The sequence below is a fragment of the Flavonifractor sp. An306 genome, from assembly GCF_002159455.1.
Classification (GTDB): Bacteria; Bacillota; Clostridia; order Oscillospirales; family Oscillospiraceae; genus Flavonifractor.
Map to the genome: position 1 here is coordinate 18,873 of NZ_NFIQ01000031.1, position 24,203 is coordinate 43,075.

Annotated in this window: 23 protein-coding genes; 17 read left to right on the forward strand and 6 right to left on the reverse strand. The window is 64.4% G+C overall.

What is annotated here, in order from left to right; all coding sequences use genetic code 11:
• The first annotated feature begins 110 nt into the window (after positions 1 to 110).
• The 10 genes from B5F88_RS09410 (at position 111) to B5F88_RS09455 (ending at position 14,267) form a co-directional block, all read left to right on the forward strand.
• Complete coding sequence (locus B5F88_RS09410) at positions 111 to 1,406, forward strand: M18 family aminopeptidase (protein WP_087344868.1); 1,296 nt, start codon at positions 111 to 113, stop codon at positions 1,404 to 1,406.
• 82 nt (positions 1,407 to 1,488) lie between these two features.
• Positions 1,489 to 4,470, forward strand: coding sequence for an FG-GAP-like repeat-containing protein (locus B5F88_RS09415; RefSeq protein WP_087344870.1), 2,982 nt, complete (start codon positions 1,489 to 1,491; stop codon positions 4,468 to 4,470).
• Between the two features lie 27 nt (positions 4,471 to 4,497).
• Positions 4,498 to 6,021 (forward strand): amino acid adenylation domain-containing protein, encoded by a 1,524-nt coding sequence (locus B5F88_RS09420; RefSeq protein ID WP_087344872.1) that lies wholly within the window; start codon positions 4,498 to 4,500, stop codon positions 6,019 to 6,021.
• Entirely contained in the window at positions 6,015 to 7,550 is a 1,536-nt protein-coding gene (locus B5F88_RS09425; RefSeq protein ID WP_087344875.1) for an amino acid adenylation domain-containing protein, read from the forward strand. The genes B5F88_RS09420 and B5F88_RS09425 overlap by 7 nt, the downstream gene beginning before the upstream one ends.
• Positions 7,547 to 8,029, forward strand: a complete 483-nt coding sequence (locus tag B5F88_RS09430; protein WP_087344878.1) for a GNAT family N-acetyltransferase — start codon at positions 7,547 to 7,549, stop codon at positions 8,027 to 8,029. Before B5F88_RS09425 ends, B5F88_RS09430 begins: the two co-directional genes overlap by 4 nt.
• Positions 8,030 to 8,040: 11 nt before the next feature.
• Entirely contained in the window at positions 8,041 to 8,298 is a 258-nt protein-coding gene (locus B5F88_RS09435) for an acyl carrier protein (RefSeq protein WP_087344879.1), read from the forward strand.
• A gap of 6 nt (positions 8,299 to 8,304) precedes the next feature.
• A complete protein-coding gene (locus B5F88_RS09440) occupies positions 8,305 to 9,459 on the forward strand; it encodes an MBOAT family O-acyltransferase (protein ID WP_087344882.1) in 1,155 nt (384 codons plus the stop codon).
• Entirely contained in the window at positions 9,456 to 10,349 is an 894-nt protein-coding gene (locus B5F88_RS09445; protein WP_087344885.1) for a hypothetical protein, read from the forward strand. Before B5F88_RS09440 ends, B5F88_RS09445 begins: the two co-directional genes overlap by 4 nt.
• A 1-nt stretch (position 10,350) precedes the next feature.
• Entirely contained in the window at positions 10,351 to 11,805 is a 1,455-nt protein-coding gene (locus B5F88_RS09450; protein WP_087344888.1) for a hypothetical protein, read from the forward strand.
• Complete coding sequence (locus B5F88_RS09455) at positions 11,805 to 14,267, forward strand: sulfatase-like hydrolase/transferase (protein WP_140402081.1); 2,463 nt, start codon at positions 11,805 to 11,807, stop codon at positions 14,265 to 14,267. Before B5F88_RS09450 ends, B5F88_RS09455 begins: the two co-directional genes overlap by 1 nt.
• A 44-nt stretch (positions 14,268 to 14,311) precedes the next feature.
• Here the strand turns inward: B5F88_RS09455 and B5F88_RS09460 are convergent, their stop codons facing one another.
• A complete protein-coding gene (locus B5F88_RS09460) occupies positions 14,312 to 14,827 on the reverse strand; it encodes a DUF6512 family protein (protein ID WP_087344895.1) in 516 nt (171 codons plus the stop codon).
• A 240-nt stretch (positions 14,828 to 15,067) separates the two neighbouring features.
• Here B5F88_RS09460 and spoIVB point away from each other — a divergent pair, with 240 nt between their 5' ends.
• Positions 15,068 to 16,120 (forward strand): SpoIVB peptidase, encoded by a 1,053-nt coding sequence (spoIVB, locus tag B5F88_RS09465; protein WP_087344932.1) that lies wholly within the window; start codon positions 15,068 to 15,070, stop codon positions 16,118 to 16,120.
• A 279-nt stretch (positions 16,121 to 16,399) separates the two neighbouring features.
• Positions 16,400 to 17,167, forward strand: coding sequence for a sporulation transcription factor Spo0A (spo0A, locus tag B5F88_RS09470; RefSeq protein WP_242959711.1), 768 nt, complete (start codon positions 16,400 to 16,402; stop codon positions 17,165 to 17,167).
• Between the two features lie 60 nt (positions 17,168 to 17,227).
• Here the strand turns inward: spo0A and B5F88_RS09475 are convergent, their stop codons facing one another.
• Positions 17,228 to 17,803 carry a TetR-like C-terminal domain-containing protein gene (locus B5F88_RS09475; protein ID WP_242959713.1) on the reverse strand — a complete coding sequence of 192 codons (576 nt, stop codon included), beginning with the start codon at positions 17,801 to 17,803 and terminating at the stop codon, positions 17,228 to 17,230.
• A gap of 168 nt (positions 17,804 to 17,971) precedes the next feature.
• On the opposite strand from B5F88_RS09475, the gene B5F88_RS09480 reads away from it, so the two are divergent.
• Positions 17,972 to 18,220, forward strand: coding sequence for a TIGR03905 family TSCPD domain-containing protein (locus B5F88_RS09480; RefSeq protein ID WP_087344905.1), 249 nt, complete (start codon positions 17,972 to 17,974; stop codon positions 18,218 to 18,220).
• 31 nt (positions 18,221 to 18,251) lie between these two features.
• Here B5F88_RS09480 and B5F88_RS09485 read toward each other — a convergent pair whose 3' ends face one another.
• A complete protein-coding gene (locus B5F88_RS09485) occupies positions 18,252 to 19,556 on the reverse strand; it encodes an FUSC family protein (protein WP_242959714.1) in 1,305 nt (434 codons plus the stop codon).
• Positions 19,546 to 20,175 carry a hypothetical protein gene (locus tag B5F88_RS21365; RefSeq protein ID WP_242959715.1) on the reverse strand — a complete coding sequence of 210 codons (630 nt, stop codon included), beginning with the start codon at positions 20,173 to 20,175 and terminating at the stop codon, positions 19,546 to 19,548. Before B5F88_RS21365 ends, B5F88_RS09485 begins: the two co-directional genes overlap by 11 nt.
• A gap of 186 nt (positions 20,176 to 20,361) precedes the next feature.
• On the opposite strand from B5F88_RS21365, the gene mutY reads away from it, so the two are divergent.
• Complete coding sequence (mutY, locus tag B5F88_RS09490) at positions 20,362 to 21,426, forward strand: A/G-specific adenine glycosylase (protein ID WP_087344908.1); 1,065 nt, start codon at positions 20,362 to 20,364, stop codon at positions 21,424 to 21,426.
• A complete protein-coding gene (locus B5F88_RS09495) occupies positions 21,396 to 21,965 on the forward strand; it encodes a thymidine kinase (protein ID WP_087344911.1) in 570 nt (189 codons plus the stop codon). Before mutY ends, B5F88_RS09495 begins: the two co-directional genes overlap by 31 nt.
• Here the strand turns inward: B5F88_RS09495 and B5F88_RS09500 are convergent.
• The gene (locus B5F88_RS09500; RefSeq protein WP_087344914.1) at positions 21,951 to 22,133 is read right to left on the reverse strand and encodes a hypothetical protein; all 183 of its coding nucleotides are present in this window, start codon (positions 22,131 to 22,133) and stop codon (positions 21,951 to 21,953) included. The genes B5F88_RS09495 and B5F88_RS09500 overlap by 15 nt on opposite strands.
• Positions 22,134 to 22,211: 78 nt before the next feature.
• Between B5F88_RS09500 and B5F88_RS09505 the strand changes: the two genes are divergently transcribed.
• Entirely contained in the window at positions 22,212 to 22,424 is a 213-nt protein-coding gene (locus B5F88_RS09505) for a helix-turn-helix transcriptional regulator (RefSeq protein ID WP_242959716.1), read from the forward strand.
• A gap of 240 nt (positions 22,425 to 22,664) precedes the next feature.
• The gene (locus B5F88_RS09510) at positions 22,665 to 23,537 is read left to right on the forward strand and encodes a 4Fe-4S cluster-binding domain-containing protein (RefSeq protein WP_087344922.1); all 873 of its coding nucleotides are present in this window, start codon (positions 22,665 to 22,667) and stop codon (positions 23,535 to 23,537) included.
• Positions 23,538 to 23,540: 3 nt separating this feature from the next.
• On the opposite strand, the gene B5F88_RS09515 is transcribed toward B5F88_RS09510, so the two are convergent.
• The coding region (locus tag B5F88_RS09515) for an RluA family pseudouridine synthase (RefSeq protein WP_087344925.1) at positions 23,541 to 24,203 on the reverse strand (663 nt) is incomplete at its 5' end.

Sequence of the window (24,203 nt, forward strand, 5' to 3'; positions counted from 1 at the left end):
TACGCCCGGGCGGGCCGAAATGCTCCGCCGGCGCTGAAAAATTTCGGGAAGATTGCCACAGGGGAGTGGGCGTGGTACAATGGGGCCACTGACGAAAGGAGATATGTGCCATGCGTGTACAAGCATTGATGGATTTTATAGATCACAGCCCCAGCCCCTACCACGCCGTCGCCCAGGCCGCCAAGCTGCTGAAGGAGGCGGGGTTCCACCCCCTGGAGGAGCATGAGAAGTGGGAGCTGACCGCCGGACAGGGGTACTATGTCACCCGGAACCAGAGCAGCCTCATCGCCTTCCGGCTGCCCCGGCACAAGCCGGAGCGGTGGCTCCTCACCGCCGCCCACAGCGACTCCCCCACCTTCGCGGTGAAGAATGACCTGGCGGAGGGAGACAAACACTATCTGCGTCTGGCGGTGGAGGGGTACGGCGGGATGAACTGCGCCTCCTGGCAGGACCGGCCCCTGACGGTGGCGGGCCGGGTGCTGGTGGCCACCCAGACCGGAGCGGAGAGCCGGCTGGTATACCTGGACCGGGATCTGCTCACCATCCCCAGCCTGGCCATCCACATGCAGCGGGATATCAACAAGGGCCACGAATATAACCCCCAGAAGGACATGCAGCCCCTGTACGGACTGGTGGGGAGCAAGTCCCTCACCGACCTGCTGGCGGAGGAGCTGGGGGTGGACAAGCAGGCCCTGCTGGCCTGGGATCTGGTACTGGTCCCCCGGCAGAAGCCGGTGCTGCTGGGGGCGGAGGGGGAGCTGTTCCAGGCTCCCCGCATTGACGATCTGGGCTGCGCCTGGGCGGGACTGGAGGGACTGCTCTCCGCCAGGGGACAGGAGAAGGCGGGGCAGCTCTGCTGTATCTTCGACAACGAGGAGGTGGGCAGCGGCACCCGGCATGGGGCCCTGAGCACCTTCCTGCCCGACGTGCTGGAGCGGATCGCCTGCTGCCTGGACATGGACGGGCAGGAGCGGCGGATGGCTCTGGCGGGCAGTATGCTCCTCAGCGCCGACAACGGCCACGCCGTCCACCCTAATTTTGGGGAAAAATCCGACCCGGCCAACCGGGTCTATCCCAACGGCGGGGTGGTGGTCAAATACTCCGCCAACCAGAAGTATACCACAAACGCCCTGACGGCAGGGGTGTTCCAGGCCATCTGCCAAAAGGCGGGCGTGCCGGTGCAGACCTTCGCCAACCGGGCGGACGAGCCCGGCGGCTCCACCCTGGGCAACCTGCTGGGCCAGCAGGTGAGCATCCCCATGGTGGACATCGGCATGGCCCAGCTGGCCATGCACGCCGCCGTGGAGACCGCAGGGAGCCGGGATCCGGACTACCTGGCCCAGGCCTGCACCGCCTTCTATGAGAGCCAGCTGACCCGGGAGGGGGACGGCCGGTACGCCTTTTAAGGGAAGGGACTATTGAAAAAAACGGTATTTTGTGCTATTTTAATCTTTTAGAGTGTGTTTTGACCGGGAAAGGAGCAGAGCCATGAGAGGCAAGGGAATGGGCAGGCGGCTGGCAGCCGGAACGCTGGCGGCGCTGCTGACGGTGGGTCTGTCCGGCTGCCGCCAGCAGGGGGAGACCCCCGCCGGGGCGCCGGAGGGGCTGAACTTCAGCCAGCAGGCGGATCTGACCGCCGGGGTACTCCATGCCGGGTCCTCCGGCGGCTGGCAGGATACCCTGAGCCATCTGGAATACTCCTCCCTGGCCAATGTGACGGCCCAGGAGCTGGGGGTGGGAGAGGACCTGGCCGGCTGCGACCTGGTGATCGCCGACCCGGCGCTGCTGGATGCGGAGAACTGGACGGACATCCGGCAGGCCCTGGTGGACTATGTGGAAAATGGCGGCCTGCTGGTGCTGGACAACTCCTTCTGGGACCAGTTCCCGGCGGAATTTCTGGGGATCTCCGGGGGGACCGCCCTGGAGGGGCTGCCCGCTGAGCTGACCTGGCCGGAGGTGGAGGAAAATCTCTCCGGGTTCCAGGGGCTGATCCGGGATTTTGCCGCCCTGTATCCCAGCTACAAGAACGCCGAGACCCTGGCGGCAGAGGACTACGGCTATGGCTTTACCGTCACCACCGCCCGGACCATCGCCCAGGCGGGGGAGCTGGCCCTCTACACCCTCAACGACGTGGGGGAGGGGCAGGTGCTCCTCACCAACCCCATGCTGCCCAACGGCTATTCCATCAGCTCCCCCACCCTGATGGCCAGCCGGGAGGGGCAGGAGCCCTTCGCCAACTCCACCAACAGCGCCAACCGGCTGTTTTATGGGAAATTGTTGGCCTACCGCTCCATGGAGGAGTACGGCTACGCCGTGGAGCGGGTGTACGGACCCTTCGGCACCAACCCCGCCGCCTGGGAGATCCACTACGAGGAGATCACCGCCATTCGGGAGGACTCGGCGGGCCAGTTTGCCCAGCTGGCGGAGGAGGCGGGACAGATCCCGTCCTACACCCTGGTGCGGGACCCCTATTGGTGGCTGCTGCGGGCGGAGAGCGTCACCTATTTGGTGAACCAGAGCGACACCGGCCTGGAGTATGAGCTGGACGAGTACGAGGGCATTTACTCCTCCGGCACCCATGTGGTGTGCGACAACGACTGGCTCAGCCAGGTGTGGGTGGAGAACACCATCAGCTATTTCAGCGACGACGGCGGCTATACCGAGCGGGCCTATCCCACCATCGGCGACGTGGATGGGGACGGGGCCGACGAGCTGCTGTGCGGCAGCGGCGACGGACAGTTCTACTGCTATGAGCTGCTGAACAACGACCAGCGGTTTACGGTAGATACCCCGGTGATGCTGACTGACGGCACGGGGGCCAACCTCACTGTGTCCGGCGGCCACTCCGCCCCCGCCATTGGGGATGTGGACGGCGACGGCACCCCCGACGTGATCACCGGGGCGGGGGACGGCAAGGTGTACTGGCTCCGGGGCCTGGGCAGCCTGAGCTTTGAGGCCCCCCAGCTGCTGCTGGATCCCGGTATGGGGGAGGTGCAGACCTTCCCGGAGACCGCCGACATGGACGGCGACGGGGTGGCCGACCTGCTGGTGGGCTCCGCCGGAGGCGGGCTGGCCCTCTATCGAGGCAAGTCCGGCGGCGGGTTCGGAACGAAGCAGGCCATCTCCCTGCCTGAGGAGATCGCCGATTGGGCGGCCCCCTGCGCGGTGGATCTGAACGGGGACGGAGCCCTGGACATCGCCCTGGGCACCTTCCACGGCTATGTGGCCAAGCTGGAGCGGCAGGGGAGCGGCTACACCTTTACAGGCTACTTTGAGGGCAACGAGCAGAACTACAAGGGCAACACCCACCTGAAATTCGGCAACAACTGTAAGCCGGTATTCTACGACGTCAACGGAGACGGAGCGCTGGACCTGATCTGCGGCCAGCTGGAGTACGGCCTGCCCTGCCCCATCGACTCGGAGTACTTCCCCTTCCGGGAGCAGCTCCAGGCGCAGGTGGACTGGATGAAGGAAAAGAACTACTACCTGGGGGTACACACCCTCACCCACTGGTACGCCTCGGCGGAGTACGAGCAGCGGGAGTTTGACCGCCACATGGAGGCCCTGGCCTCCTACGGGATTGACCTGACCCGGGTGGGCAACAACCAGCACACCTGGCACTCCAGCGTATACGGCCCCGCCCAGACCTATCTGGCCCAGTACAACAGCGGGATGCTGTGGAACTCCGGCACCGAGCTGCCCCACTCCTCCGCCACCCCCCAGGTGTCGGCGGAAAACGTACTGGCCCTGCCCTTCTTCCTGGAGAGCGGGGGGGAGCCCACCATGCTGATGCTCAACGCCTCCACCCTGTTCTACAAGGGGGACGACTGGCAGGCCATCGCGGCCCGGTACGGCAACCCCATGTTCCTCTACTACCACTGCGACTGGATCTACCGGGACGACAGCGAGGCCAGACGGGCGGTTCAGGCCATGTCCGACTTTTTGGACACCTACGGCTACACCTGCATCCGGGAGGACCAGCTGGCCTGCGCCTCCGCCGCCGCCCTCAACACGGCGGTGTCCGCCGCGGTGGATGGGGAAACCGGGGCCCTGCGCCTGTCCGCCTCCACCCTGCGCACGGATCTGGCCCTCTACGATGAGAACTACCAGAATGCCGTGGGGGTGAAGCTCACCTTTGGGGAGGGCTATTCCGCCGGCGACTACACCACCGACGCCTCGGTGTGGCGGCAGGAGGGCAACAGCCTGTACCTGTCTTTGGACAAGGACACCACCGTCTGGAAGGGCCAGCGGGAGGGCACTTACCTGCGGCAGGTGAATCTGCCCGCAAACCTGACCTGGGAGGGGGACACCCTGACTGTGGCGTTTGCCACCGGCGGATTGATGGAGGTGCAGGTGGAGGGCAGCGTGTCCACCCCCTCCGAGGGCTGGACCATGACCCGGGACGGGGAGAAAACCACCCTGACCAAACGAGGAGATCCGGACACCCTGGTGCTCCACTTTTGGGAATAACAGCAAAACGAGGAAAGGTGCGAGTCTATGAGCAATTCTGCCATCCGCCTGCTGGAGCAAGCAGCCAAGCGCTGGCCGGAGCGGATTTATGTAGAGGAAGAAGAGGGGAGCCTGAGCTACGGCGGGATGCTGGAGCGGGCCCGGGCCATCGGCACCGCCCTGCTGGGGGACCGGCGGCCGGTGGTGGTCTATCTGCCCAAGAGCATCGACGCCCTGTCGGTGTTCTTCGGGGCCATGTGCGCCGGCCGGCCCTACGCCCCGGTGGACGCCCACATCCCCATGGCCCGGCTGGAGAAGATCGTGGAGAGCCTGCGCCCGGCCTACGTGGTGACCAATGAGGCCCTGCTGCCCAATCTGGAGGGGGTTCAGCTGGGGGACACCAGGGCGGTGCTGCTCTCTGAGCTGGAGGGGACGCAGGCCGACGGACCGGCGGTGGAGGCGGCCATCTCCGCCGTCATTGACACCGACCCCATCTATGTGATGTACACCTCCGGCTCCACCGGCACCCCCAAGGGGGTGACCATCCCCCACCGGGGGATCCTGGACTATGCGGACTGGGTGGTGAACACCTTCGCCTTTGACGAGAGCACCGTCATGGCCAACCAGGCCCCCTTCTACTTCGACAACTCCACCTTTGATATCTACGGTACCCTGAAATGCGGCGGGCGGCTGCTGCTCACCCCGGAGACCCTGTTCCTGTTCCCCTTAAAGCTGCCGGAGTATTTGGAGGAGCATCAGGTGACCTCCATTTTCTGGGTGCCCACGGTGATGATCAACGTGGCCAACGCCGGAGCGCTGGAGGGACACCCCCTGCCCAGGCTGAAAAACGTGGCCTTCTGCGGGGAGGTCATGCCCAACACCCAGCTGAACGTGTGGAGAAAAGCCCTGCCCCACTGCGCCTATGCCAACCTGTACGGCCCCACCGAGATCACCGACGTGTGCTGCTATTATAAGGTGGACCGGCCTTTTGAAAACCACGAACCCTTGCCCATCGGCAAGGCCTGTGAAAATATGCGGGTGCATATCCTCACCGACGAGGGGAAGGAGGCCGCCCCCGGGGAGACCGGGGAGCTGTGCGTACTGGGCAGCGGGGTTGCCCTGGGCTACTGGAACAACCCGGAGCAGACGGCCAAAGCCTTCTGCCTCAATCCCCTCAGCCCCGCCTTCCCGGAGCGGATGTACCGCACCGGGGACCTGGCCCAGTGGGGAGAGGATGGGCTCATCCGCTTCCTGGGCCGGAAGGACAGCCAGATCAAGCTCAAGGGCAACCGCATCGAGCTGGGGGAGATTGAGGCGGGGGCCATGTGTATCCCCGGCGTGGAGAACGCCTGCGCCATCTTTGACGCCCCGGCGGAGCGCATTGTCCTCTTTGTGGAGGGTGGCCAGGGCATGACCCTGCGGAAGCTGAACCTCCAGCTCAAGCAGTATATCCCCCAGTACATGCTGCCGGGAAAACTGGTGTGTATGGACAAGCTGCCCCACACCGCCAACGACAAGATTGACCGGGTGCGCCTGCGGGCCACCCTGACGGAGGAGAATCCATCATGCTGAATTCCGCGGCCCGATGGCTGGCACAGACCGCCGCCCGCTTCCCGGAGCGGGTGGCAGTGGAAGATGAATGGGGCACGCTGACCTGGCGGGAGCTGGAGGAGGCGGTGGAGCGGGTGGCTACCGCCATGCTGGAGCTGGGGGTGGAACGAAATCAACCGGTGCTGGTCTACCTGCCCAAGAGCCGGGAGAGCGTGGTCACCTTCCTGGCCGCCCTGTACGCCGGGTGCCCCTATGCCCCGGTGGACTACGCCATTCCCATGGAGCGGCTGGGCCGCACCCTGGAGAACCTGCAGCCCGCCCTGGTGGTGGCCGATCAGGAGGCTATGAACCATCTGGCGGGGCTGGAGCTGGGGGAGGCCAGGGCTGTCCTCTATACCGACCTGATTGCCAGGGAGGCCGACCATAGCCGGGTGACGGCCGCTCTGGACGCCGTTATTGACACCGACCCCTGTTATATTATGTATACCTCCGGCTCCACCGGAGTGCCCAAGGGGGTCACAGTCCCCCACCGGGGGGTGCTGGAGTACGCCCAGGCGGTGGTGGACACCTTTGGGCTTACCGAAAACTCGGTCATCGGCCTCCAGTCCGGGTTCCACTTTGACAACAGCGTGTTTGACCTGTACGGCTGCCTGATGACCGGGGCCAGGCTGGTGATCATCCCGGAGATTCTGTTCATGTACCCCCACAAGTTGATGGACCTGATGGAGGAAAAGAAGGTCACCTGCGTGTTCTGGGTGCCCACGGTGATGATCTCGGTGGCCAACGCCGGAGCCCTGGAGGGCCGGGCCCTGCCCGACCTGAAAACCGTGGTGTTCGCCGGAGAGGTCATGCCCAACCGGCAGCTGAACATCTGGCGGAAAGCCCTGCCCCACCCAATATACGCCAACCTGTACGGCCCCACCGAGATCACGGTGGACTGCACCTGCTACATCGTGGACCGGGACTTTGAGGACGCCGACCCCCTGCCCATCGGCAAGCCCTGGCGGGGGGCACGGGTGCTCCTGCTCAAAGAGGACAACACCCCCGCCGCAGTGGGGGAGGAGGGGGAGATCTGCGTGCTGGGCAGCGGGGTGGCCCTGGGCTACTGGAATGCTCCGGAGCAGACTGCCAAGGCCTTTGTGCCCAATCCCCTGAACCCCGACTATCCGGAGGTCATGTACCGTACCGGCGATCTGGGCAAGTGGGACGCCGACGGCAATATTTTGTTCTGCGGCCGGCGGGATCACCAGTTCAAGCTGCGGGGCAACCGCATTGAGCTGGGAGATATCGAGACCGCCGCCGCCACCCTGGAGGGGGTGGACAAGGTGTGCGCCCTGTTCGACCAGTCCAACCAGGAGATCATCCTGGCGGTGGAGAGCAAGGCCCCCCTCCAGCTGCGGAAGGTGAATCTGGCCCTGGGCAGGCTCATCCCCAAATATATGCTGCCCAAGCACCTGGAGGTGTTTGAGGCCCTGCCCCTCACCCCCAACCGGAAGATCGACCGGGTGCTTTTGCATAAGCAATTGGTGGAGGGGAGGGGGGCCCCATGAGCGGCTGGACCCTGCGGGAGGCCACAGAGGCCGATCTGCCCGCCCTGCTGGAGCTCCATCAGGACTACCACCGGGAGCTGCAGGCCTTCGGGATGCCCTACGACCTGAAGCCTGACGGCCTGGAGGAGGCCCTGCGCCTGCGCATCCGCTCCCGCCTGATCCTGACGGCGGTGGCCCAGGGGGAGGACGGGAGCCTGGCGGGCTTTGTGGTGTGCTCCATCCTGCGGCTGGCCAACGAGTATTTGTGTGAGGGCTGCGGCAGCGTGGGCTACCTCAACGACCTGTACGTGATCCCCGCCCTGCGGCGGCAGGGGCTGGCCCTGGAGCTGACCGGCATGGCGGAGGACTGGCTGCGGGAGCGGGAGATCCCCACCATGCAGCTGCAAGTGCTGCAAAACAATCCCGCCGCCCACCGCTACTGGCAGCGGGCGGGCATGGGGCCGGTAGGCACCCTGTACGATAAAAAACTGGTAAAGTGAGGAGAATTGCCATGGAACATGCGGTTAAGGACACCCTGCGCTCCTACATCATGGAGCACTTTGAGATTCCCGCCGACGACCCGGATTTCGGGGACGACGTACACCTGTTTGACTACGGCTTTGTGGATTCCCTGGGCGCCACCGAGATCATCCTCTTCCTGGAGGACACCTATCACGTGGAGATCACCCAGAAGGACATTATCCTCTACCCCATGAACACCGTGGACGAGATCGCCGCGGTGGTGGAGCGCAAGCTGGCGGAGCAGTAAGGGATCATGTGGTATTTGCAGGCAGATACCCTGGTCTGGATCCTGGGTTCCACGCTGCTCTACGGCCTTGCCGCCGCTATTCTGCACCGGGTCAGCCCCCAACGGCGGCTGACCCCCTTTTTGCTGCTCTTTGACCTGGGGCTGCTCTTCTTCGTCTCCTGGCAGCTGGCCCTGTTCTATGTGGGCTACACCCTGGTGACCTACGCTATGCTGCGGATTCTGAAGGCGGCCAAAGGGCAGGGGCTGCGCAGGATCTTGTTTGTCCTGTTCTGCGCCCTGTGCGCCGCCCCCTTCTTCTACGCCCGGTTCGCCCTCATGCTCCCCTTCCTGCCGGCCATCTTCACCCTGGTGGGCTTTGCCTACAACATGCTCAAGGCCATCGACGGGGTGTTTTATGTCTACTACGCCGACAAGGATATCCCGCTGATCGCCTACGCCAACTTCCTGCTGTTCTTCCCGGTGCTCACCTCCGGGCCCATCCTGCGCTACCGGGATTTCGAGCGGGATTACCTCTCCCCCAAGCCGGTGACCGCTCAGGTGACCACAGACGCGGTGAAGCGGCTCATCCGGGGTATGTTCAAAAAGATGGTGCTGGTGGCCCTGCTGGGGCTGGTGCTGGACCGGCTGCTGGCGGCCCGGCTGTGCCTGCCGGTGAGCCTGGCCCTCATTGTGGTGAGCTACTTCACCCTCTACTTCGATTTGTCGGGGTACAGCGACATTGCCATTGCCGTGGCCTCCTTCACCGGCTTTTCCGTGGCGGAGAACTTCAAGAACCCCCTCACCGCCGCCAGCTTTACCCAGTTCTGGCGCAAGTGGCACGTCACCCTCAGCGACTGGATCCGGGAGCACATCTTTGTGGTGGTCAACGGCAAGCGGCTGGGCCGCCCCGCCTCCGCCGCCATCGGTATGTGTACCATGCTGGTCATGAGCATGTGGCACGGGTTCAGCGTGAAAAACCTGGTCTGCGGCGCCTTTATGGGCGGCCTGCTGGCCCTGGAGAATCTGCTGAACCTCACCACCGCCGACCGGCGGCGGATGCCGGAGGGGATCTTCCGGCTGCGCTGCCTGGCGGTTAACTTTGCCTTCGGCATCAACGCCCTGTCCTTCTCCATGGATCTGGGGCAGATGGCGGACGTAGTGAAAGGACTGTTCCGCCTATGAAAAAGTGGCTGAAACGATACGCCTTCCTGCTGCTGCTGGCGGCGGTGCTCATCGGGGGGGAGAGCTGGCTGAACGTTACCGACCCGGTGAGCAAAATGACCTGCATCTGGCGCAACGACTATGAGCTCATCCGGCTGCAGCACCCGGACATGACCTTTGAGAAGGCCATCTTCGGCAGCAGCGCCGTTACCGCCTCCTACATCGAGGGACGGGAGGGCAGCGTGGGCTATGCCAACATCGGCATGGACTACGGCACGGTGAAGGACATCACCGAAATGCTGGAGAAAGGACAGCTCACCGTTACGGAGGATCTGGTGCTAGGGCTCAACAACCTGTCTTTTCTGGACACCCTGCCCACCAACGCCACCTACCCCTGGCACCGGAAATGGTACGAGCCCTACCTCTACTTCCAGCGGGACCGGCTGTGGCAGCTGATTACCGACGGCACCACCAATCTGCTCAATGGGGAGCCCTTCACCAAGGTGGACTCCAGCCGCCAGCAGCGGGCGGTCTACCGGGGCGCCCTGTCCGACGAGGACCTGATGAAGAGCTGGGAGAGCCTGGTGGAGCGGTTTGGGGAGACCACCCCGGAGGTGGACTGCGCCGAGAATTTCGCCGCCCTGGACCGGCTGGCCGCCTGGTGTGAGGACCACGGGGTCCGGCTGCGGGCCATCTGGATGCCCTGGAACGGCAAACTGGAGATCTATCCCGCCGCTCAGAATGTGATGGACTACGCCAACGAGCAGCTGGAGCGGCTGGGCATTGAGACCTTGGACATGACCCGGGTGGTGGAGGACCAGTACTTCTTTGACACCGGGCACCTGGACTACGACAACGGGGCCCCCTGGTTTACCGACTATATCGACCCCTGGCTGGCGGAGGAGGGCTGACATGGATCAACACAAGAGATTGCTTCGCCCCCCGGAGGAGCCGGGCAGCCCCGCCGGAAGGCTGCGGCTGATTGTATTGCTGCCCGCCGCCCTGCTCCTGCTGCTGGCGGCGGCGGGGATCTGCCGGGAGGCGGGGACCATCCGCCTGCTGTACACTGGGGCGGCGTTGGGAGGACTGTATGTTCTGGCTCTGCTGGCCCGGCTGCTGGCTCCCCAGGGCGGGCGGCTGTGGCTGGCCCTCCTCTTTGTGGGGGCGGTGGTCCTGCGGGCGGCCTTTGCCCTCAAGTGGACGGTATGGCCCCACGGGGAATATCTGACCAGCTGGAATCTGGCCCTGGAGCTCTCCCGGGCCGGGGTGGGGGAGTGGAGCGGACTCATCCAAAACGCCGGGGCGGCCGGAGCGGCGGCTCAGGCGGTGTATGAGAGCCTTCTGCTCCGGCTGTTCGGCCCCAACCTGGCGTCGGTGCAGATCCCCGGCGCGGTGTGGAGCGGCGTCGGCTGCCTGCTCGCCGCCCTGATTGGAGAAAAGCTGACCGGCTCCCGGCTGGCGGGCCTTATTGCCGGGGGAATGCTGGCCTTCTGTCCCACCCTCCTCTTTTCCGCAGGAGTGCTCACCGTTATGCCCCTGTACACCGCCCTGCTGCTGGCGGGGGTGTGGCTGCTGCTGTGCCGCCCCTGTCCCGGAGCCTGGCTCAACCACGCCCTGGCGGGCGGGGCCTGGGGGCTGGGCCAGCTCCTGCTGCCCGGCCTGCCCATCCCACTGGGGGCGGCGGTGCTGTGGCTGCTGATCACCCTGCCGGGACGGAACCGGGACAAGACCCTGGCGGCGCAAATCGGGGCGCTGGCGGCTGGTTTCTTTGGGGTGTGGCTGGTCCTGGGCGGGCTGCTGTGGCTCCTCACCGGCGTGGGGCCCCTAGCGGGGCTGGCTCTTTCGTGGGAGGGATCTCTCCGGCAGCTGGCGGGCAAGCTACGGACCCAGTTTGCCTCCTATGATTACAGCTGGGCCCGGCTGGACCGGGGCATCCCCCTGCGGGACAAGATCATTGACAATGTCATGCACCCCCTGCTCCAGAGCTACGCCCTGGGCCTGCTGCTGCTGGCCCTGTGGGGTACGCTGATCACAGTAAAACAGGCCGGGCGGCGGGAACTGCTGCCCTACGCCCTGCTGCTGGCGGGGGCTGCTGCCGCGGCGGTGACGGCGGCCGATCCCATTGCCAACGGCTGGGTGCTCCCCCTGCTGGCCATCTGGGGGGCGGCGCCTGCCGGAAAGCTGGCGGAGTGGACCCTGCTGATGGCCGCCCCGGAGGGGGGGAAGGGGCGGAAAAAAGCGCCCCCCCTGCCCATGCCCCTGTGGGTGGTGAAGCTGGTGGTCAGCGTGGCGGTGTACGCCATCATGCTGGCCCTGGTGCTGATCTTCTTTACCGGAAACGGCGTGTTTATTTACGAGGCATTTTGATGACAAGAGAGCAAGTCAAAGAGATGGGGGCCTACTACCTGCTGTGGGCCTCCGCCCTGCTGCTGTGGGAGACGGCGGTGGGTACCGCCGGCGGCGGCACGGTGCGGTTCTGGCCCACGGCAGGGTTCTGCCTGGGTGCGGCGGCATTGGGCACCGCCGCCTGCGGCCTGCCCGGACGGGTGGGAGGCAAGGTGGGCGCGGTGCTCTTTCCCCTGGCCTATGCCTTTTACGGCACTCAGCTGGTGTACCACGATATTTTCGGCTCCTACCTGTCCCTGGCCTATACCGCCATGGGGGGCGAGGCGGTCACCGCCTTCTGGGGGATCGCAGCAGCGGCCATCGGCCGCTGCCTGCCCCGGCTGCTGGTGATGGCCATGCCCATGGCGGCTTTTTACATCCTGCGGCGGCTCAAGTGGCTGCCGGTGGCCGGACGGCAGGCGGACGCCCAGCTGGCCCTGCTGGCGGCGGGACTGGCCGCCCCGGCGGTGCTGGTGCTCACCATGCCCCTGATGGGCACCGGGGCGGGCACCCCGGCGGCCGCCCTCTCCAGCACCTCCGCCACCATTGACCGGCGGGCGGAGCAGCTGGGCCTGCTGACGGCGGGGACGCTGGACGCCAAGCAGACCCTGGTGGGCAGCGGCGGCGTGCGGGTGTCCGCCGGGCTGGACCTCACCGCCGGAGGGCGGGGCCCCAAGAACGTGCTGGACGGCATGGACTTCGACGCCCTGGATCAGGCCACCCAGGACGAGAGCCTGCGCAGCCTGAACCAGTATTTCGCCTCCCTCCAGGGGACGGCCAAGAATTCCTACACCGGCCTGTTTCAGGACTACAACCTGATTGTGGTGTGCGCCGAGGCCTTTTCCCCCTATCTCATCGACCCGGAGCGCACCCCCGCCCTCTACCGCATGGCCAATGAGGGCATCGTGTTCCGCAACTTCTACAACAGCTTCCCCAACCTGACCACCAACGGGGAGTACAGCCTGTGCATGGGCCTGATGCCCGACCTGAGCCGGATGAGCTTTGCCGTGTCGGAGGAGAACTATCTGCCCTTCTGTCTGGGCAACCTCTTTTCCGCCCAGGCGGGGGTGGAGGCCAAGGCCTACCACAACAACATCGGCACCTTTTACGACCGGGTCAACACCCACGCCAACATGGGCTACGATTTTTCCGCCATCAACTGCGGCCTGGACATGGAGCCGGGCAATCCCACCTCCGACCTGGAGATGATGGAACAGACGGTGGATGACTACATAACGGAGGAGCCCTTCCACGCCTACTACATGACCTATTCCGGCCACGCCGACTACACCTTTGCCGACAACGACATCAGCGCCCAGAATGAGGACCTGGTGGCGGATATCCAGGGCTCCGAGGAGCTGCGGGCCTACTGGGCCTGCCAGCTGGAGCTGGAAAAGGCCATGGAGTACCTGCTGAAGCGGCTGGAGGAGGCGGGGCTCGCCCAGCGCACGGTGGTGGTGCTCACCGCCGACCACTTCCCCTACGGCCTGCCGGAGGAGGACTATGAGACCCTGGCGGGAGACGCGGTGGAGGAGGACCCCTTCTGGCAGTACCGCAGCAGCTTTCTGTGCTGGACCGGCGGGCTGGAGGAGCCCATAGTGGTGGAGGACTACTGCTGTACCCAGGATATCCTGCCCACCCTCCTGAACCTGTTCGGCTTTGACTACGACTCCCGGCTGCTCACCGGCCGGGATGTGCTGGCCGACTGCACCCATGTGGCCCTGCTGAAGGACGGCAGCTTCCTCACCGACCGGCTGAGCTATGACGCCGACAGCGGGGAGATCACCTGGCGGGGGGAGGAGGACACGGCATACGCCCAGGAGCTGATTGAGGCCATAGAGAACCAGTTCACGGTGGCCGCCGGGATCCTGTCCACCGACTACTACGGCTACGCCTTTAGCACCCTGGGCCTGTCCGACGGGCGGACGGAGCGGGAGCACCACGCCAGCTATGCCGACATTGAGGGAACCTGGTACGAGGACGCCGTGGAATACCTCACCAGCCTGGGGGCCCTCAGCGGCGGCGGCACCGGGGACTTTCTGGGCGACGCCGCCGCCAGCCGGTCCGCCGTGGTGGCCATGCTGTCCCGTGGCCTGGGGCTGGAGGCCGGGGAGGAGCAGGCCCCCTACACCGACCTGGAGGAGGGCCTGTGGTACCGGGAGCCGGTGACGGCGGCCTGGGCGGCGGGCTTGCTGCCCCAGGAGGAGACAACCTTCCGCCCTGACGACCCCATCACAGCGGAGGAGACGGAACAGCTGCTGGCCGCAGCCGCCCAGGCCCAGGGCCTGGAGCATGGGGCGGCTCTGGCAGGCGAAGCGGTGACCTACGCCCTGGAACGGCAGGCGGCGGAAGGGACTGCCCTGGAGGACGGCATCCTCTCCCGGGGCGGAGCTGCCTTTGCTGTGGCCGCCCTGCTGGAGGAAGTGGAGCAGCTGCCCTCTTAAAATCAGCGAGCGTCTCCGGCTATGCCGGAGACGCTCGTTTTTTGTCAGTAGGGATAGCTGCTCCAGGTGTTGGCCCCCGACAGGTCGGTAAAGAGCAGGCCGGCGGGAGGCAGGAAGGTAAAGACCAGGATCACCGCCCCAAGAGCGGCGACCAGCAGGAGAAACAGCTCCTTCTGTTTGCTCCAGATGTCCCCCGGCAGAAAGCCCGGCGGGAAAAAGGCGATCCCCATGGACAGGACATACAGGGCGATATCCACCAAAAGGGCCTCGCCCCCCAGGGGGATGTGGTACAGCCAGCCCAGGGCCAGCATGACGCCCACCGCCAGCAGCAGGGAGGCGGCCCGCTGCCCCAGAAGGCCGGGGTTCCGCCGCTCCAGCAGCAGGCCGGCGACCAGAGCGGGCCAGTAGATGAGCTTGCTGTGCTCCCAGATGCTCTCCGACACCGGAGCGAACAGGGCGGTGACCGGACAGGGAAACAGGTCGTAGACAAAGTGCAGGCAGGTCCCCGCCACCACGGCGGCGGCGAAGGCCAGCAGGACGGATCGGGACAGGCGGGACATGGCGATACCCCCTTTTACTGTTCAGCACAGTGTATGAGGGAGGATAAAAAACATGCAAAAAACAGAAAACACCCATAATCTTACAGCATAAAACCCCAAAAGGCCCGCCAGAGGGAGCTGGAAGGAAATTCTAAGCCAATGGAGAATTTCATTGCCAGCAAAGTCAGCCGCTTTTTCGGCCATATTAAAATCAGCGTCAACATGACGCGAGTTTTTGTGTGGAAAGGAGATGCCGGTTGCATGAAAGAAGAGCAAAAGGCCCGGCCCTGGGTGGCCGCGGCTCTGGCGGCGGCGCTGCTGCTCACCTCGCTGGCGCTGACTCAGCCCGCCAGAGCCGCGGAGACCGCCCGCACCGTGGTACCCATCGGCCGGGCGGTGGGCATCAAGCTGTTCTCCGACGGCGTGATGGTGGTGGGCTTTTCCGAAGTGGTCTCCGACCAGGGCAGGTCCATTCCCGCCCGGGACTGCGGTTTAAAGGAAGGGGACATCATCACCCACATCAACCAGGAGGAAGTGGACACCATTGAGGACGTGCAGAACGTCCTGCAGGAGGTGGGAGGCGCCTCCATGAGCATCCGGGCCCTGCGGGAGGAGGAGACCGTCCAGTTCACCGCCCAGGCCGTGCAGTGCAGCAGCGACGGGCAGTATAAGCTGGGCGCCTGGATCCGGGACTCCATGGCGGGGATCGGTACCATCACCTTTTGGGATCCCCAGTCCGGCGTGTTCGGCGCCCTGGGCCACGGCATCAACGATGTGGATACCGCCCAGCTGATGCCCCTTCAGTCCGGCTCCATCCTCTACTCCGACGTGGCGGATGTGAAAAAGGGAGAGAAGGGCGAGCCGGGCGAGCTGAAGGGGGCCTTCCAGGTCAACCGGGACCTGGGCGAGCTGTACGCCAACACACCGGGAGGGGTGTTCGGCACCCTCTCCGACAGCAGCTTTCTGCCTGACGTCCAGCCGGTGGAGGTGGCGAGCCGGGATGAGGTCCACACAGGGGCGGCGGTGATCCGCTCCAACGTGGCGGGAGACGCCGTGGAGGAGTATACGGTGGAGATCATCCGTATGTTTCCCCAAAATGGGGAAGATACACGCAACCTCATGCTGAAAGTGACCGATAAGCGGCTGCTGGAGACCACCGGAGGCATCGTCCAGGGCATGAGCGGCTCCCCCATCCTCCAGGACGGCAAGCTGGTGGGCGCCGTAACCCACGTTCTGGTTAACGACCCCACTCAGGGATACGGAATCCTGGCGGAGAACATGCTGCAGATCGGCCAGCAGGCCAAAGACATCTAATTCCAATTTTTGGGCCGGGCGCTTGGGGAACTGGAAGCGCCCGGCCCGCCTTTTTGTCCCGGGCGGCGGGGAGAATGGGGGCGGGCAAGGAGAGAAAAGAACAAACTGCCTCGACTTTTCGGGGGAAAGGTCGAAGAAAGTCGAACAGAAATAGCCATAAATTTCCAGTAAAACCCTTGCACAGACTGTCTGATTATGGTAAATTATAGGCAACCGGTACGCAGCCTTGGCCAGGCAGCAATCGCAGCGCAGGGAAGCCTGCGGGAAAGGGTGTCAAGATTGGAAACCAGAAAGCGGATTTTGGTGGCCGACGCCAACGAGGAGTTCCGCCGCTTGTTTGCGGCGGGGCTGGCAGAGGAGCCTGACATGGAATTGGTGGGAGAGACGGGAGAGGGACCGGAGGCCGTCCGGCTGGCGGAGCGGCACACCCCAGACGTGGTGGTGATGGACCTGGTGCTGGCCAAGATGGACGGGCTGGAGGTGCTTGAGGAGCTGGCCCGGCTGGAGCAGCGGCCCAGGGTGCTGGTGCTCTCCAGCTTTGTCCGGGGTAACGTGGCGGAGCTGGCGGCGGAGCGGGGCGCCGACTACTATATGATGAAGCCCTGCAGGCAGACCGCTGTGCTGGAGCGGGTGCGCCAGCTGGCCAACGGCGTGCCCGCCGGAGAGGCGGGAGAACAGGACGAGACCCAAAGCCGGAACCTGGAGAGCACCGTCACCGCCATCATCCATGAAATCGGCGTGCCCGCCCACATCAAAGGGTATCAGTATCTCCGGGAATCCATCCTGATCGCGGTGAAGGATATGGAGGTCATCAACGCCGTTACCAAAATTTTGTATCCGGAGGTGGCCAAGCGCTTCGGCACCACCGCCTCCCGGGTGGAGCGGGCCATCCGCCACGCCATTGAGGTGGCCTGGGACCGGGGCGACCTGGAGACGCTCCAGAAATATTTTGGGTACACAGTTTCCAACGCCAAGGGCAAGCCCACCAACTCGGAGTTCATCGCCATGATCGCCGACCGGCTCCAGCTCCAGCAGCGGGAGAAATGACCGGAAAACCAAACACCCCCTGTGGAACGGACAAGCCTTCCACAGGGGATGTTATGTTGTTCAGGGCAGCGGTTCCGGCTCCGGGCGGACAAACAGCTCCGCGGCACGGCGGATCTCCGGCTCCAGCAGCCGCTCCAGCCGGCCCACCAGCACCTCCGGGTCCTCCTGCATATCGTCGGAGATCCAGCGCACCAGAATGCCCGAAAGGGCGTACATGTAAAAATCAGTGAGAAAATCCTGGTCCGCCTCGGTCAGCGGCAGGTCGCCGGCGTACAGCGCCAGCAGCCTGATCACCAGCGCCCGGGACAGGGCGAAAAACTGGCAGTCCATATGGTCCCGCCCGCTGGAGCGGTAAACGTGATAGACGCTCACATGGTTTTCCTGCAAATAGCGAAAGGCGGCCAGCATCCCCTCCCGCCAGTTCTTGGCGTCAGTCAGGGCCTGCTCGGTCTCATGGGACAGATACCAGCGCAGCAGATCATAGATGTCCTGAAAGTGATAGTAGAAGGTCTGGCGGTTGACCTCGCAGTCCTCCACAATCTCTTTTACGGTTATATCGTCCAAAAATTTTTTCTGAAGCAGCTTTTTCAGCGAGTTCGCCAGAGCGAGCTTGGTACTGGGGGCCAACAGCTTCACCTCCTTGCTCCAAGGCAGGGCCGGGCCGGTGGGAAAACCGACGTTTCCAATAGGAGAACTGAGATACGCTGTTTGTCATTATAGCACAAAAGCCGGAGAAATTGCAATCCTGTCCCAGGTGTGCTATGATACTGCCTGACACGATGAAAAAGAGAAGGCGGTGGAACCATGAACATGGAATTTCGGCCCAGAGGGGTATGCTCCCAGCGCATGGACATTCAGGTGGAGGACGGCATTGTGCGCAGCCTGAAGGTGACCGGAGGCTGCAGCGGAAATCTCCAGGGGATTGCCCGGCTGGTGGAGGGAATGCCGGTGGAGGAAGTGGTGCGGCGGCTGGACGGGATCAGGTGCGGCCACAAGGCCACCTCCTGCCCCGACCAGCTGGCCCAGGCGCTGAAGCAGCAGCTTCAATTGTAAAAAAACAGGACGCCCGGGGCGTCCTGTTTTTTTACATATGGGGGAGGGCGGTCAGGAGGAGACGGGTGTTTTCCAGATAGCGCTGGGCCATGCCCCGCAGCTCCCCGGCGGGCAGCCCGTCCGCGGTGAGGGCGGCCAGACTCTCCTGGGGCGGGGAGAGCCGGAGGCGGAGCGCGGCGGCCAGCTCCCCCAAAGGCCGGTATTCCGCTTCCGTCAGGGCGCCGGTCTGCACCAGACACTCCATCTGCTCCAGCTTGGAGAACATATTCCACATGGTCAGCTGCAGCGTGTGGTAGCCCGCCCCTTCCTCCGGGGGCAGCTGGGCAATATAGGCGGAGGCCTCATGGTGTACCATATGGAACTGGGAGAGCAGCTCGCTGAACAGGGCCGGGTCCACCGGCTCCCGCAGGCTGCGGCCTACTACGCCCCAATAGACCGACTGAAGGTAAAACAGCGAGCGGAGATTGCGGGTAAACTGCTGGTCCCGCCGGCTGGGCAGCAGGAACCGGTTGACCACCAGCACCAGAGCCACCGCCATAGCCAGATAGAGCAGGCGCAGCTGGATGGCCTCGGTCTTTTCCACCGTGAGGGTGGCCATGGTGAGGGCGAAGGAGGTGGAGAAGATGGGGTGTACCCAGGTGCCGGGGGTACAGCAGTACATCAGGGCGATCATCGCCAGGGAGAACACGAACACCCCGGGCAGGCCGGGCAGATAGTGGTAGACCAGGTGGACCAGCAGACAGCCGATGGCAGTGCCCACCGGGCGGGTCACCATGCGGTGGGCGCTCTCCTCATAGCTGGGCTGGAGCAGCAGAAAGGCGTGGAGGGGAAACCAGTAGGTGTGTTCAAAGTCCCACAGGAAGCTGACGGTGCAGCTCACCGACAGCACCACCGCCAGACGCAGGGCAAAGCGGAATTCAAAACTCTCGGGAGACAGGCGCTGCCGCAGGCCCATCCACAGCTCCCGCCGGGAGGGGAGGCGGTAAGGGGGACGGGTGGCGGAGAGCGGCTCCCGGCACAGGAGCAGCAGCATGTGCAGCACGCTGCGGTAGAAGATCCGCAGCCGGCCCTGGGGCAGCTCCGAACGGTCCAGCAGCTCCTGCACCTCTCTGGCCAGCTCCTCCAGCCCGGCGGGGTCACGGGTCTCCTGCAGGCGGCGGATCAGCCGGGACAGGGTATCCATCACCTGGGGAAAGGCGGGATTCTGGCGGGCCTCCAGCCAGGCGGCCTCGTCAGTGACCAGATAGGAGGCCCGCTGGAACAGCAGGGCGAACAGGTGGTAGTACCGCCGCTCCCGGTCGGGCAGACGGAACATCCGGCGGCGGTTATGTCCCATCAGGTGGAAGGTTTGAGCGGCGTCGTACAGCTCCTTCCGGGCGGCGGCGTCGTCTCCCTCCCGGGCCAGCCGCTCCAGCAGCCGGGACAGCCGCAGCAGAGAGGCCTCCAGCTGTTTGGCGGGGTCTGGGGCCTGAGGGGACAGCCGGGCGTGCAGCGCCAGGGCGGGAAGCAGCAGGACAGAGCAGAATAGCGTGGCGAGAAACAGAGTGGGAAATTCCTCCGGCGTGGGGGCCCAGCTCCAGAAACACGAAGGTCATGGCAAAGCCCAGGTACCCCTTGGGGGTAAACTGGCTGCTCTTCCAGAACACCAGAACCACCGGAACCGCCAGATTGAGCAGCACGCACAGGACCACGTTCCGGGTGGCGGCATAGGCCAGCAGGCAGAGCAGCAGGGATACCAGGAACATGCGGGTATAGTCCCAGGGGCTGTTGTACTGCTTATGCCGGAGCTGGAACAGGGTGGTGGAGCAGGTGATGACGATGATGTACCGCTGCCCGAAAAGCACGCTGACCAGCAGAAATTGTAAGATATAAAAGAAGATTGTGGGAAAAGCTCCCTTTAACCGGCTGCAAAATAGCGCGGGAAATCCCCGAAGGGCGCGGCGGACGGCATCCATGTTGTATTCCCCCTGGTTTGTGCAAGCGCCAAAAGGCGACAAAATTCCAGTTTCTATTATAGCTGGATTTGTGGGGAAAGTACAAGCCTTCTCCCGGATTTTTCCCGCATTGAAAAAATGGACAGGACATTATATAATGGGGCCAGCACAGGCCTCCGGGCCTGGATCAGGACGGAGGGATACACCTTGCAACCCCTTGCGCAACTGCCGGTGCCGCTGCTCCGGTGGTATCAGGAAAACGCCAGAGTGCTCCCCTGGCGCAGCGATCCCACCCCCTACCATGTGTGGCTCAGCGAGATCATGCTCCAGCAGACACGGGTGGCGGCGGTGCTGGATTACTACCGCCGGTTTCTGGCCGAACTGCCCACAGTGGAGGATCTGGCCGGAGTGGAGGAGGACAGGCTCCTCAAGCTGTGGCAGGGGCTGGGCTACTACAACCGGGCCCGCAACCTGCAAAAAGCCGCCCGGCAGATCATGGAGGAGCACGGCGGCGTCTTTCCGGACACCTATGAAACCATTCGGGCCCTCTGCGGCGTGGGGGACTACACCGCCGGGGCCATCGCCTCCATTGCCTTCGGCATCCCCGTCCCGGCGGTGGACGGCAACGTGCTGCGGGTGGTGAGCCGGCTCACCGGAGACGAGCGGGACATCACGAAGCCCCAGACCAAAACCGCCGTGGGGGAGGCCCTGCGGCGGATCATGCCCGTCCGGGCCCCGGGAGACTTCAACCAGGCCATGATGGAGCTGGGAGCCACCGTCTGCCTGCCCAACGGAGCGCCGCTGTGCGCCCAGTGTCCCGCCCGGGACTTCTGCGTGGCCCGTCTGACCGAGCGCACCGGCGAGCTGCCCGTCAAGGCCGCCAAGAAGGAGCGGCGGGTGGAGGAGCGGACGGTGTTTCTGATTTTCCACCAAAACAGGGTTGCCCTGCGTCGGCGGGCGAAAAAAGGCCTGCTGGCGGGGCTGTGGGAGTACCCCAACGAGCTCTCCCCCGCCCCCTGCCCGGTGGAGGCGGAGGGGCTGGAGGACGGCCCGGCGGGCAAGCATATTTTTACCCATATAGAGTGGCGGATGAAGTCGCTGATTGTATACGCCGGAGGAGAGGAACTGCCCGAGGGCTGGGTATGGGCCGGGCGGGAGGAACTGGAGGGGACCTACGCCGTCCCCAACGCCTTCCGGGCCTTCCAGAGCGCGGTGGAACAGCGGTTAGGAGGAGAGGAAGTATGGCAAAGCTCTATTTTCGATATGGGGTGATGGGCTCCAGCAAGACGGCCAACGCCCTGATGGTGCGCTACAACTACGAGGAGCGGGGACAGGACGCCCTGCTGGTGAAGCCCGCCATCGACCAGCGGGACGGGGCCCGGTTTGTGGCCTCCCGGGCGGGGCTGAGCCATCCCTGCATCTATTTTTCCGAGCTGATGGAGATGACCCCCAGGCAGCTCAAGCCTTACGCCTGCATCATCGTGGACGAGGCCCAGTTCCTCAGCCGGGAAGAGGTGCGCTACCTCACCGACCTGGTGGACGACTGGAACATCCCTGTGATCTGCTACGGCCTGCGAGCCGATTTCAAGGGGGATCTGTTCCCCGGCTCGGCGGAGCTGCTGGCCTCCGCCGACGTGATCGAGGAGGTCAAGACCATCTGCTGGTGCGGCAAAAAGGCCCTGTGCAACGCCCGGTTCGACGAGAACGGACATGTACTCAAAGAGGGGGAGCAGGTGGTGCTGGGGGCCAACGATAAGTATATCGGCCTGTGCCGCAAGCACTGGAAAGAGGGCAACCTAGGGCCCCAGTAAGTCGGGACCCAGGGACTCTACCGCCAGGAGCAGGCCCAGACGGAAACCCTGCTCAAAGGAATACATGCCGTGACCGGCGGCGGGATTGCTCTGCAGCTCCTCCGGCCAGCGGTCCGGCTGCGGCGGGCCGACAAAATAGTGGTAGAGCAGTTCCATGGTGAGAGACATGAGAATACCTCCATAATACGCAGTTGACTGTGTGTTATGATGGTAACACGCAGTTTATTACGTGTCAAGGGGGAAGCTATGTTTGCTGACAGAATTCGGATCTTGCGCAGCGAGCGCAATTTGACCCAGGCCGAAGTGGCTCGGGAAGTGGAACTCTCCCCCCGGGGATACCAGGACCTGGAACTGGGCAGAAAGCCAAAATATGATACGCTGCTGCGGCTCGCCGACTTCTTCGACGTGTCCGTGGACTGGCTCATGGGCCGTACCCAGCGAAGGGAAGTCTGGAAATAGATTTGCCTGCTTCAGAGGCAACGTGCCTCCGGCGGCCCACTTTCGACTGGCCGAAAGTGGGCAAAGGCCAGTCAGGGCGGGGGATTTCGATTTCCCCCGCCCCAACACCCCACCCCTTGAAACGACCAATCAGGGGGGCCTGCGGGCCCCCCTATTGGATGTACCCCCCGGAGGGGCACTTGCGCCACCTGACCCGCTGGAGGCATCGCCTCTTTTGAAAACAGGAAAGGAGCAATCAACATGATCTGCAATCTCTGTCCCCGGCAGTGCGGGGCGGTCCGCACCGAAACCGAGGGGCAGGGCCTGTGCCGGATGCCGGAGGCCCCGGTGGTGGCGAGAGCCGCCCTCCACAAATGGGAAGAGCCGCCTGTCTCTGGGACAAACGGCTCCGGTACAGTCTTTTTTTCCGGCTGCTCCCTGGGGTGCGTGTTCTGCCAGAACGAGCAGATCAGCCACCGGGATTTTGGCAAGCCCATCACGGTCTCCCGCCTGCGGGAGATCTTTTTTGATCTCATCGGCCAGGGCGCTCACAACATCAACCTGGTCAACCCCACCCACTACGCCCATGTAGTGCTCCAGGCCCTGCAGGAGCCCCTGCCGGTGCCGGTGGTGTGGAACTCCGGCGGATACGACCGGGTGGAGACCCTGCGGGCCCTGGAGGGAAAGGTGCAGATCTATCTGCCGGACTACAAGTACCACACCCCGGAGTACGCCGGGCGGTACTCCGGCGCCGCCGATTATCCGGAAACGGCCCGGGCCGCCATCGTGGAAATGGTGCGGCAGACCGGGCCGTATTGTTATGAAGATGGGCTTTTAAAACGGGGAGTTATCATCCGCCACCTGCTGCTGCCGGGAAAACTGGCGGAGGCCAAGCGGGTGATGGACTGGGTGAGGGAAGAGTTTGCGCCTGGGACGGTGCTCTTTTCCCTGATGAGCCAGTACATCCCCTGGGGGCGGGCGGCAGAGGTTCCCGAGCTCAACCGGCGGGTGCGCCCCTCTGAGGCCAGAGCTGCGGAGCAGTACATGGCCGACCTGGGGCTGGAGGGCTTTGCCCAGGGGGTGGAGGCCGCACACTCGGAGTATATTCCCCCCTTCGATCTGACAGGAGTGTGACCTTTACCGGCCCAGCAGGGCCGCCATGTCCGGCGGCAGGGGGAGCTGGAAGCGCAGCCCCTCCCCGGTGACCGGGTGGGCCAGAAAGAGCTGAGCGGAGTGGAGGGCGGGGCGGGTGATCAGGCTTTGATCCTCCGTACCGTAGAGAAAGTCCCCGGTGAGGGGACAGCCCAGATAGGCCATATGGACCCGGATCTGGTGGGTGCGGCCGCTGTCCAGCTCCAGCTCCACCAGGCTGCGGCCGCGGACGGTCTCCAGCACCTGATACCGGGTGCGGGCCCACTGGCCCGCCGGATCCACCCGCCGGGCGATGAGGGAGTCGGGGACCCGGCCGATGGGGGCGTCCACCACCCCCTGGGGCGGTTCCGGCGTGCCGTCGCACACCGCCAGATAGATCCGGCGGAAAGCGGGTGTGTGAAGCTGGAGCTTCAGCCGCTCCTGGGCATGGGGGTGCTTGGCCACCACCATCAGCCCGGAGGTCCCCTTATCCAGCCGGTGGACCAGGTGGATGTCCCCGGAAATGCCGGATATTTTGTAATAATGGGCAATGTAATTACAAAGAGTATCGGAATAATGGCCGGGGCCGGGATGGACCGGCAGGCCGGGGGCCTTGTTGACCACCAGCAGGTCCCCGTCCTCATATACCACGTCCAGCGGGCCGGGGGT